Source organism: Neisseria weixii, assembly GCF_042658245.1.
Taxonomy (GTDB): Bacteria; Pseudomonadota; Gammaproteobacteria; order Burkholderiales; family Neisseriaceae; genus Neisseria; species Neisseria weixii.
Map to the genome: position 1 here is coordinate 1 of NZ_JBHSPY010000049.1, position 9,546 is coordinate 9,546.

The following is a 9,546-nucleotide window of genomic DNA, read 5'->3' on the forward strand; positions in this document are numbered from 1 at the left end:
CTTGGCCGGGTCTGACAATCGGGTTCATCAGTAAATCCTCATCACTTTTCCACCGATGACGGTGGTCGGCCCTTCGTCGCCGCAGACAATTTCAATGCCGTATTGCGCCTGCGTCCACATCTGTTTTTGCAGGATATTGCGGGTAAAGGTAATTTTCAGGTGGCTGCCCAAGCCGTTTTCGGGGTCTTCGGGAAGAATGACCGTTTCGGGAAAAATCTTGTCCTGAAACGGCGGCTTGACCCATACCGTTACGCTGTCGATGTCGGCCGGATTGATGGTGTGGCCGTCCGAATCCAGCAGCTCCACCACAATACTCTGCTTGTCGTCGCGCACGATTTCCATATCCAGCCTTACCATTTAACCGTCTCCAACAGCGCGGCCAACTGGTTCGGACTGATGCGCCACGGCTCGGCAAACCCCAGTGAGGCGGCCACCGCTTCGCTGCAAAACCAGCCGCGCCGGCCTTGCCCGAACGGACGGAACACCACGCCCAAGCTGCCGCGCAGGTCGTAGGGCCGTCCTTCGTTACGGGTAAACCATGCACGCACTTTCGCCTCGGCCTCGGGTGTGAAATTCAGTTCAACAATGTCCCAATTCAGGGAGTTAAAAGCAATCTTTTTAAAGCGCACACCGCCGTCGTACCAGCTGGCCGAGGCGCACATGCCGTCTGAAAACACCACTTCGCAATGGCTGTAGCGGCCTTGGTCTGCCCAGCGCGCCAAGCGGCTGAACCAGCCTGCGCGGCCGCGCAGCGTGCCTTTGTAAAACGCAATTTTCATAAAAAATCCCTGCAACAACATGCAGGGATGGTAAGGCTTGGCAAGAAAACGCACATTTAATGCGCATTAAAAATCAGGCGAGCATGGCGTAGGACACGGCTATCGCTTCCACCGCCCTGGCCGTTTTGGCCTTTTCCAGCTTGTCGGCCAAAGCCTGACGCTGCCCGGCAACGTGCGCGGTCAGCGCCGTGTAGGCGTCGGCCTTGCGCAGGGCGGCGGCGCGAAGCTTGTCCAAATCCAGACCGCGGGCGGCGGCGGTGATGGCCAAAACGGGCGTGGAGGCGGCTTTGTCGCGGCTCCATGCCTGCGCTTCAGCGGCCTGCAGCGGCCATGTGGCCACTTCGAACTCGGGCGTTTTGTCCAACTCGGCGGCGCGGGCGACAAACGCTTGCGCTGCGCGGTTGATTTCGGCCAGTTTGGCGGCTTTTGCCCGCTCCAGCTCCTGCGCCTTTAGCTCGGCGGCGCGTTCGGGGTTTTCCGCCCATGCACCGTTTCGCCATTCGTGCGCTTCGCCGGGGCGCGGCTCAAGGGTCAAGCCGTCTGAAAGTGCGCCGATGCGGTCAATCAGCACGGTTTCGCCGCTGTCGGTGCGGTAGGCGGTTTGGCCGCGCAAATCGGGCAGGTAGTCCCAGCCGCTGCCGTTCCATTTGGCGGCGTGGCCTTCGCGCGCCTCGGGCGGCACGGTGTCGATGCAGCCGCCGGGGATAATGTAGCCGCCGTCTTTGGTGTACACGTCAAGATCGGCCATGGTTTGGTGCAGATAGATGCCGTCTGAATCGAGTTGGCAGACGGGTTTTTGCCATTGGATATTTTGGGTCATTCGGTTTTCCTTTCAGATATTTTCAGACGGCCTTATGCTTTGATAATGGCCAAAAGTGCGATATTGCGGGGGCGGGTTTCCACGCCGCCTGAGGCAGATGTGGTCACGCGGTCGCCGCCGTCATCAAAGCGGCCGTCACCGTCATACGTGGCCGCGCTGCCATCACGGCTTGCCTCGCGGTGCTCCCAAGGCACCGAGTTTGTCAGGTGGCCGCGCCGATAAATATGGTGGTGGCTGCGGAACTCGTCTTGCTGCCAGCTTCCGAGTGCACGGCCTGCATCGACATTGCGCCCCGCATCCCAGCCGCGCACGAACTCGCCGCGCAAATCGGGCAGGTTGAAGGTGGTGCGTCCGTCGCCCGCGCCGTAACGGGTGCCGATTATCGCAAACAGATGCGGAAATGTCGTGCGGTTCACTGCTGCGCCGTTGGCAGCCAGCCAGCCGTGCGGAGCTTGACCGCCGGCAAAATACATTATCGTACCTGTTTTGACGTTAGCCCATTGGAAATCGGCAGCGGTCACGGAATCGGTAATTCCGTAGTGTGCCAGCGTAGTACCGCGCGTGGCTACATCAGGCTTATTCTGGATATCGTTCCATGCCGGTTTGTTGCCCTCGTGGTAGATTTTTTGGTTTTGGTAGGCCAAATCGCCGTTGTCTTTGAGTTGCAAAGCCTTGCGCGAAATGGGGTTGCCCCAATACCAGTCGGCCGCGCCGCGCCGGAACTCGGCGGACTGGCCGGTATTGGCGGCACTGATGGTAAGGCCGTCTGAAAAGTGGGTGCGTGCGGCAAAGGTTTTTTGGCCGCCGACGGTTTGGTTGCCGGTCAGGTCGACACGGGACAAGGCCTCAAGGTCGCCCGTCGTTGCCAGCGTATGCGTGCCGGTTTTGTCAGGCAGATTGAATCTGACGATATTGCCATTTCTTACCTCACCATCTTCATGATTCCTGATGATAAAGCAGTGCGTACCTGCGGTGCCGCCGCTCTCAACCAGCAGGGCTTGCCCCCCTTTATTTGAGGCCAGCTGTATTTTCGGCCAAGGCTGTTTGGCAAAAGTCAAGAAACCCGTCATCGTGTCGCCGTTTTTCATGACGCCGTTTTCTTCGGTGAGGATTTTTTTCATGCCCTGATACACGCCCTGTGCGTCCCATGCGGTGGTAACGAGGTCGAAACTCGGGCCGTAGGAAAAACCGATGCCGCGCCCGTATTGGTTTTCACTCTGCTCCGGGTGGGAAATGTGCATTTCCATCCATGGCAATCTTTTTCCATCCAATTCATTACCATTTGCCCGATAAAAGCCGCTTTTACTGTAGTCGGTTGAGTTTCTTATCGAGTAGTTGTAAGCGACTGACGGCACTTTGCCGTTGTCCAGATGGGCGATTTTTTCATTCACCCAGCTTTGATAAGCCACCGTTTCATAACCGGTCGACAGCGCGGGCATGATGATGCCTTTGGCAGACTGGCCGCTTTCGACGAACTTAAACCCCATTCTGATACTGCCTTCGGTGGCGGCGGCAGATTGGGGATTGGTTTCGATTTCCCACACACCCGCGCCGGAAGGGATTCTGACGGCTGCCCATTCGTTTGATTTGCCGACGGTCAATGTGCCGTTCGTGATGGTTTGGTTGCCGCTGTTGCCGAGCTTTTCGTCTTGCAGTTTTTTGCCCATTGCCGCCGTCAGCGCGGCATCGGTAGCGGATACATCTAGCGTATTCACCAGTTTGGCTACGCCCGCCACGGTAGGCGTGGCTTTGGCCAGCTCGTGGGTGTGGCCGGTTGCGCCGTTACCTGCCCAGTTGGTGGTGCTGCCGTTGAGCGTGGACGGTGTGGCCAGCGCAAAACTGCGGTTGGCCGCCAGCGACCCGCCGCCTGTCAGACCTGCGCCGGCAGTAAACAGCGTGGCGGCGTTGGCCTTGAGTGCAATGGCTTGGTCGGCGGCAGTTTTGTTGCTTCCGATGCTTTGCACGGCTTTGGCGATTTCGTTTTTGAGCCATAAGGTACGGTTGGCCAACTCGCGGGGCTGGCGGTTGTCGATGCCGTTGGGGCCGCCCATCACGGGGTCGGAGGTTTCGAGCTGGTAAATGCCTGCTTCCCAGCGGCTGGTTTCTACTAGATTTGCCATGTCATGCGGTTCCTCTGTTGAATTGGCCGCCGCGTTTGGCGCGGCCGTTGTGTCTCAATGCGCTGGCCTGATAGTCGAGCGCGGCCAGTACGCAGCGTGCCGGCGCGAAGGCTCTCAGGGTATGGCGCAGCAGCGCGGCTTGATCGTTGGTAATCACGTTGTTCATGATGATGCGGTAATGCGCCCAGCGGTCGCTGTGACCGTGGGCATAGCGACCGTCGCGCGTGATTTCGCCATCGTGCCGCTTGTTGCCCATGCCTTCGATAATCTGCACTTCGCCGAAGCCCAGCCGCCGCACGATTTCGCGGATTGCCCACGGTGTGCCCTTATGCCGGTGCAGCCCGTATGCGCCCTTAATCAGGCGGCGGCGCATCTGGTCGGATTCGGCCAGCCAGTAGCCGTCTGCCCCCAAGATGCTGCGGCTCTCGGCCAACAGCTCCAAATGCTCGGGTACGACCAGATGGATAAGGCGCGGCATCAACTTGACGGCATCGGTGTCGTTCAGCCGCAAGCCCAAATCGGCCAGCATTTTGTAGCGTTGGTCGCGCTCAATCACCGCCGCATAGCTCAGTTTGGCCATGTTTTAACCCTCCACCGTTTGGGCGGCGGCGCGGATGCGCACCGAGGTGCTGCGCGCCCACTGATTGGCGGCCACCACCTTAAGCGGCAGGTTGTGCAGCACCACGTTGTACACACCCGCCACCTTTAAGGCCGTCTGAATGTCCAGCGGCACAATATCCCTGCCCAGTTGTTCGCGCCGAGCGGCTTCATAGGCCGCCCACGCCGCTTCGGCAGCGGCCACGGCTTCGGCAGGATTAATCCCCGTAAACAGCACCAGCTCGGCATCGAGTGCGTAATCCACCGCCGTCGGTGCCGATACGGTCACGGTGTCGCACAGCGGCCGCACGCGTTCGTGGCTCAGGGCTTTGGCCACTTCGCGCAGCAGCTCTTCCGAGGGCAGGCCGTTTTTGGTCAGCACCGTTACCTGCACCTGCCCGCCTATCGGCTCGCCCGAGGCGGTTTTTTTATTGTCCACATGGACATCGCAGATGGCCGGGTTCACGCGGCGCGCGAAATACTCGTATGCGCCCACCGGCCCGGCTACCGAAAAGCTCTCCGGCGCAAGCAGGATACGCTCGCGGTAGGCATCGTCGGTTTCGACATCCGTACCGCCCGAAGGTACGCTGATATTGACGGCCTTGACGTTCAGGCCGTCTGAAAACGCAGTCAGCAGGTTGCTGATTTGGCCTGCCGCCCAGCCGTTGCCCGCCGCGCCGCTTTGCGTACAGACGGCCTGCAAGTCGGCCTGTTTGCGTGCAGCCGAGAGTTCGGCCGCTTCGGTGGTGGCAAACACCACTTCGCCCGCGGCCACCTGCGTACCGACGGGGATATAGGCCGTCTGAACACCGCTCAAATCGGCGGTAAAACGGATGGTGCAGCGGGCGGCCGACGCGAGCAGACGCGGCGTATTCACGTCGTCGCCGCACAAATCCAGCATCAAGCCCGTGGCAAAGCGCGGGTGCTGCTGGCGGTAGGCTTCATTGAGCGACTGGCGCACCAATGTTTCCCGGTAGGCATAGGTATTAATCAGCAGCCGCTCAATGTGTGCGGGCTGTAAGGTCTTGCCGCTGCGCTGTTCGTAGTCGGCGATGGTTTCGGCCAGCACTTTGGCCAAATCGTCGTCCACCACCTTCACGTGGGCACGTTTGAGTTTTGCTAAATCCATGCTGCCTGCTCCAAAATCACTTGCGTGGCGTAAATCTCGCCTGCCACGTCATCGGCCACGCGCCAATGCACGGTCATCGTGATGTGCGGCGCGTTGCCCGAAAAGGTTACGTTGTCCACCAGCACACGTTTTTCCCACGTCTGAACGGCCAGCACCACCTCGCGCACGGCGTTGGGAACAAACACGTCTTCCGGCGCGTCAATCCAGTCGAAATGGTTGCTGCCGAAATCGGGACGGGTCACGTCCGAACCTTTGCGGGTGGACAAAATGGTGTGGATACACAGGTCGATGTCGTCCACACCCTGAGACAGCCCGCTGCCGCCTTGGGCAAGCTGCCAGTGTTTGGAAACAGGCGTGGAAAACTCCATGAAAAAACCCCTGTATCGTTGGTGGATACAGGGATTGTAGGTAAGGCCGTCTGAAACGGCTTTTAATGCGGATTAAAACTACTCGGGCTTTCCGGTTTTGCCGCCGCTGTCGCCGTCGTGATGGTGGTCGGGCAGGCTGATGCCTTTGGACTTGATGTCGCCCGTGGCTTCGATGGCACCGTCAATTTTTGCTGCCGCTCCGCTGCCGCCTTTGCCCGACATACCGGCGGTATAGGTAAACAGGCCGTTAACGGTCAGCGTTTTTTTCACTACAGCATCGGCATCAATCGTTACCACACCTTGCGTTTTAACCAGCACGTCACCCGTTTGGCGGTCATGTTCGATAACCGTGCCGTTTTTAAACCGGCGCACCCATTTGTCTTTGTCGGCCGCGGGCGGTTTGTCAACCGCATTGTAAATAGCACCGACCACACAGCCCGTTTCGCCACGCGCGTCCAAGAGGCATACCACCAGCTCGCCCTCGTCGGGCAGACTGTAAAACTGATTACCGCCTGCCGCAGGGGTAATCATCGGCAGCCAGTCGGTTTCCAGGTTTTCCAGCGCGGGCAGCCGCACGCGCAGGTTGTGCGCCGCTTCATCGACCGCGGCCACAATGCCGAACTGCATGGTGGCGGTGAAATCATGGGTTTGCAGCATTGCCTGCCTCCTGTCCGGTTTCGGGAATGTATTCCAGCATTTTGATTTCCAAATCGGTTGTGTAGCCGCTCATGCGGTCATAGCTGTGGCGTGCCTGCTTGACCATATAGCGGCCGCTGAATTTGCCGTGGCTTTTCAGCATAACGACTTGCCCGGCCACCAGCTTGGCGTTGCCGACCACGGTCACATTGCCGGCGCATTGCTCATCCTGCGCATCGGCCAAAGCAGCATCGGCGCGGGCATTGGTCTGCGCTTGGCTCTCGCCTTTGTTGGGGATGATTTTGAGCGTGTCGCCCGATGTGCCGCGTTTGGCGTTCGGGCGGCGCGGGCGGGCTTTACGCTCGGTTTCATGGCTTTTTTTGGTTTTCGGGTCGTAACCCGTTACCACCGCCTTGCCCGGCACGCCTTTAATCAAATCGCGCAGCCGCACGCGGATCATGTCGGCAGGCAGCAGCTCGGCCGCGGGTTCGCGTTCGGCCAGCTTCGCATTACTCATAAACACCAAAGTGTCGCCGGCGATTTTGAAGGTGTGGCCGTATTGTTTGGCCAAGCGTGCCAAAAACTCGATGTCGCGCTCCTGATACTGGGTCACGCGTTCGATTTCAATATGTTCACACTCACCGTCCACTTTCAGTTTCAGACGGCCTGACACCATGCGCACGATTTTGGCCAACGTGGTTTTTTCATAGGCTTTGGCCTGCAGGGTGCGGTTGGCTTTGGTAATCCCTGTGGACAAGGCTTTCAGCGACACCACGCTTGGCGGATGGCTGTACTCGATTTCGGCAATCTCAAAGCTGCCCAAATCCACCAAGCCCGTGAACTGGTCGCCCAGAGACAGGTTCAGCGCGTCGCCCTGTTCGGGATACCAGCCGGAGAGCCATCGGCCGTCGGTGTCTTCGAAATCCACCTGTAATTCGTCTGACTGGCCGCCCAGATAATCGGTGTAGGTCAGCGACAGCAGATAGGGTTTGATGTCGGCGGTAATGTCCTGTTGCTCGTAAGCCAGCAGGAAATCGGGTTGGGTAACGGGGTGGACGTTGGCCGAAACCAAACCCGCCTGCTGCAAAAATGCGCCCAAAACGTCCATTATTTATCCCTCCGCAACCAAGGCGGCATATCCGCCTGACTGTTTTTCGGCTTGCTTTCCAACACCGGCACAAACACGGTCAGGCCGTCTGAAAATTCTTCGGCTAGGGGCAGGTGCGGATTGGCCGCAATCAGCCCATCAATCATCAGCGCATTGCCGTAATGCTTGTGGGCAATCAAATCCCAGCGGTCGCCCGCGCGCGTGGTGTGGTGTAAAACCGCACTCATACCTCTCTCCTTGCGGCCAGCAGGCCGGTCAGCGTTTCGGCAGCGGCAGAAGCATTCTGCACCACACCGGCCGCCGATTCGACACCCGACACCGCCGCATCCAGCCAGCTACCGACCGTGCCGCCCTCAATGCCGCTCCTTAATCCGGCCACCGTACCGCCCAGCAGCGTTCCGGTTTGGCCGAGTTGTTCGGCCATCTGCGCCGCGCCCGACAAATCGCCCAACACGGCGGTCACTTCGGGCAGGCCGTTCAGTTTGGCCAACACGCCGCTTCCCGAGCCAAAAGCGTCTCCGGCAAGGTTCAACAGCGCGGCAGGGTCGTGTTTCAAGGTTTTGGCCGCCGTCAGCAGCGATTGCATCTCATCTAGGCCGCTTTCCGCCGCACGGTAGATTTTCACGCCCGTTTCCACGGCTTTCATCACTTCGTCTGCTTGCGCCTGTACCGATTCGGGCAAGAGCGACAGCAGCGGATTCTGTTTGCCGCCCATCACGGCAGGGGTGGGCAGCGGATTGTTCGGGTCACCGACAAACTCGGTCAGCTCCACATCCAATTCGCGCGCGGCCGTGCGGCCTTGCGCGTCCTGTATCAGTGTGCGCTCGGTCAGCCGCTCAATTACCCACCAGCCCGCAAAGCGGCCGCTGCCGTAAACCAGCGATACCGCCTGTTTCACCTCCAATGCCGCCAGCAGCCCCTTGTAGGCCGTGTCGGGATTGCCCAGCAGCCAATGCAGCTTCAGCGAGAAACGCAGCTCGGTCAGCTCGTTCTCCAAAGCCTGCAAACGTGGCCGTCCCGCCAGTACTTCGTGCTTGGCAAACTTCGCCGTGTAGGTAGCTTCCAAGCTGCTGAAACTCTGCAGCAGCTCGAAGCGAATATCGCCCAATTGTGCATACATCAGTAAGCCCTCCGTTCGCGGTCGGCCATCATGCGCTGAAACAGCGTTTCAAATTCGCGCAAGCCCATCTGCAAGGCCGTATGAATTTGCGCAGGATCGCCGCCCGGGGCATGGATGGTCGGGTTAAAGTTCACGGTAATGCCGCCTGCTCCCGCAGCCGCCTGCGCCTGTTGTGTGCGCGCCGAGGCAAAATCTGCGACGCTGCTTGAAATGCATGCGGCCAAATCGGCACGCAGACTGCCCACACGGCTGCCGAAACGCTCTTTCAGACGGCCTACCCATGCGCCGACGGCCTGTACGGGACGTGCCGCCGTGCGGCGGATACCGATGGCCAGACCCTCGGTCATAAAGCCGCCGTAGCCTTGGAACACACGGCTGGGCGAGTGGATGCCCATGCCTTTGCGGTCGGAGGTAAATGCGGATTTGGCCATCGACACCACGTTCTGCACCGCACCGACCACGCGGCCGATACCTGCCGTAATGCCGTTGACCAGCCCGTCTATCATCATGCCGCCGTAGCTCATAAAGGTCGCCCCCAAGCCCGACAACCAAGTCCATACCGATTGGAAGGCCGTCATAAAGGCGGTAACCGGCGAGAAGGTCAGGATCAGGTTTAAGAGCGCGGCAATGCCGGTCGAGAAAAAGGCCTTGATACTTTCCCACGCGGTCGATACCGTGGTTTTGATGCTCTCCCACACCGCCGACAGCAACGTTGTGATGTTGAGCCAAACCACCGAAAACCATGTGGTCAGACCGCTCCATGCCGTCTGAAATGCAGTCGTAACCGATGTCCACAGACTGCCGAAGAAGTTGCCCAAATCCTGCCACAGTGCCTTGGCTCCGCCGACCACGCCTTCCCAGTTGGTGTA

At 59.4% G+C, this 9,546-nt stretch carries 12 protein-coding genes; all 12 read right to left on the reverse strand.

What is annotated here, in order from left to right:
* Positions 1 to 27 precede the first annotated feature (27 nt).
* Positions 28 to 357: a hypothetical protein gene (locus ACFPVS_RS13090; RefSeq protein ID WP_157742713.1), complete on the reverse strand. Its 330-nt coding sequence runs from the start codon at positions 355 to 357 to the stop codon at positions 28 to 30.
* The gene (locus ACFPVS_RS13095; protein ID WP_096295117.1) at positions 351 to 779 is read right to left on the reverse strand and encodes a hypothetical protein; all 429 of its coding nucleotides are present in this window, start codon (positions 777 to 779) and stop codon (positions 351 to 353) included. The genes ACFPVS_RS13090 and ACFPVS_RS13095 overlap by 7 nt, the downstream gene beginning before the upstream one ends.
* A gap of 73 nt (positions 780 to 852) precedes the next feature.
* Positions 853 to 1,599, reverse strand: a complete 747-nt coding sequence (locus ACFPVS_RS13100; RefSeq protein WP_096295116.1) for a hypothetical protein — start codon at positions 1,597 to 1,599, stop codon at positions 853 to 855.
* Positions 1,600 to 1,631: 32 nt separating this feature from the next.
* The gene (locus ACFPVS_RS13105; RefSeq protein ID WP_378595842.1) at positions 1,632 to 3,719 is read right to left on the reverse strand and encodes a phage tail protein; all 2,088 of its coding nucleotides are present in this window, start codon (positions 3,717 to 3,719) and stop codon (positions 1,632 to 1,634) included.
* A 1-nt stretch (position 3,720) separates the two neighbouring features.
* On the reverse strand, positions 3,721 to 4,299 hold the full coding sequence (locus tag ACFPVS_RS13110) for a phage tail protein (protein ID WP_378595843.1): 579 nt from the start codon (positions 4,297 to 4,299) through the stop codon (positions 3,721 to 3,723).
* Positions 4,300 to 4,302: 3 nt separating this feature from the next.
* Complete coding sequence (locus ACFPVS_RS13115) at positions 4,303 to 5,445, reverse strand: baseplate assembly protein (RefSeq protein WP_096295113.1); 1,143 nt, start codon at positions 5,443 to 5,445, stop codon at positions 4,303 to 4,305.
* Positions 5,436 to 5,813 carry a GPW/gp25 family protein gene (locus ACFPVS_RS13120; RefSeq protein WP_096295112.1) on the reverse strand — a complete coding sequence of 126 codons (378 nt, stop codon included), beginning with the start codon at positions 5,811 to 5,813 and terminating at the stop codon, positions 5,436 to 5,438. The genes ACFPVS_RS13115 and ACFPVS_RS13120 overlap by 10 nt, the downstream gene beginning before the upstream one ends.
* 78 nt (positions 5,814 to 5,891) lie before the next feature.
* Positions 5,892 to 6,470 (reverse strand): phage baseplate assembly protein V, encoded by a 579-nt coding sequence (locus ACFPVS_RS13125; protein ID WP_198345269.1) that lies wholly within the window; start codon positions 6,468 to 6,470, stop codon positions 5,892 to 5,894.
* The gene (locus tag ACFPVS_RS13130) at positions 6,454 to 7,557 is read right to left on the reverse strand and encodes a phage late control D family protein (protein WP_096295111.1); all 1,104 of its coding nucleotides are present in this window, start codon (positions 7,555 to 7,557) and stop codon (positions 6,454 to 6,456) included. The genes ACFPVS_RS13125 and ACFPVS_RS13130 overlap by 17 nt, the downstream gene beginning before the upstream one ends.
* Positions 7,557 to 7,784: a tail protein X gene (locus tag ACFPVS_RS13135; protein WP_096295110.1), complete on the reverse strand. Its 228-nt coding sequence runs from the start codon at positions 7,782 to 7,784 to the stop codon at positions 7,557 to 7,559. Before ACFPVS_RS13135 ends, ACFPVS_RS13130 begins: the two co-directional genes overlap by 1 nt.
* Entirely contained in the window at positions 7,781 to 8,677 is an 897-nt protein-coding gene (locus ACFPVS_RS13140) for a phage tail protein (protein ID WP_096295109.1), read from the reverse strand. The genes ACFPVS_RS13135 and ACFPVS_RS13140 overlap by 4 nt, the downstream gene beginning before the upstream one ends.
* The coding region (locus ACFPVS_RS13145) for a phage tail protein (RefSeq protein WP_417625418.1) at positions 8,677 to 9,546 on the reverse strand (870 nt) is incomplete at its 5' end. The genes ACFPVS_RS13145 and ACFPVS_RS13140, both read right to left, overlap by 1 nt.

What these genes read in the sequence shown, in the direction of transcription:
- ACFPVS_RS13090 (WP_157742713.1), bottom strand. Translation starts at nt 357, where the DNA reads ATGGTAAGGCTGGATATGGAAATCGTGCGCGACGACAAGCAGAGTATT.
- ACFPVS_RS13095 (WP_096295117.1), bottom strand. Translation starts at nt 779, where the DNA reads ATGAAAATTGCGTTTTACAAAGGCACGCTGCGCGGCCGCGCAGGCTGG.
- ACFPVS_RS13100 (WP_096295116.1), bottom strand. Translation starts at nt 1,599, where the DNA reads ATGACCCAAAATATCCAATGGCAAAAACCCGTCTGCCAACTCGATTCA.
- ACFPVS_RS13105 (WP_378595842.1), bottom strand. Translation starts at nt 3,719, where the DNA reads ATGGCAAATCTAGTAGAAACCAGCCGCTGGGAAGCAGGCATTTACCAG.
- ACFPVS_RS13110 (WP_378595843.1), bottom strand. Translation starts at nt 4,299, where the DNA reads ATGGCCAAACTGAGCTATGCGGCGGTGATTGAGCGCGACCAACGCTAC.
- ACFPVS_RS13115 (WP_096295113.1), bottom strand. Translation starts at nt 5,445, where the DNA reads ATGGATTTAGCAAAACTCAAACGTGCCCACGTGAAGGTGGTGGACGAC.
- ACFPVS_RS13120 (WP_096295112.1), bottom strand. Translation starts at nt 5,813, where the DNA reads ATGGAGTTTTCCACGCCTGTTTCCAAACACTGGCAGCTTGCCCAAGGC.
- ACFPVS_RS13125 (WP_198345269.1), bottom strand. Translation starts at nt 6,470, where the DNA reads ATGCTGCAAACCCATGATTTCACCGCCACCATGCAGTTCGGCATTGTG.
- ACFPVS_RS13130 (WP_096295111.1), bottom strand. Translation starts at nt 7,557, where the DNA reads ATGGACGTTTTGGGCGCATTTTTGCAGCAGGCGGGTTTGGTTTCGGCC.
- ACFPVS_RS13135 (WP_096295110.1), bottom strand. Translation starts at nt 7,784, where the DNA reads ATGAGTGCGGTTTTACACCACACCACGCGCGCGGGCGACCGCTGGGAT.
- ACFPVS_RS13140 (WP_096295109.1), bottom strand. Translation starts at nt 8,677, where the DNA reads ATGTATGCACAATTGGGCGATATTCGCTTCGAGCTGCTGCAGAGTTTC.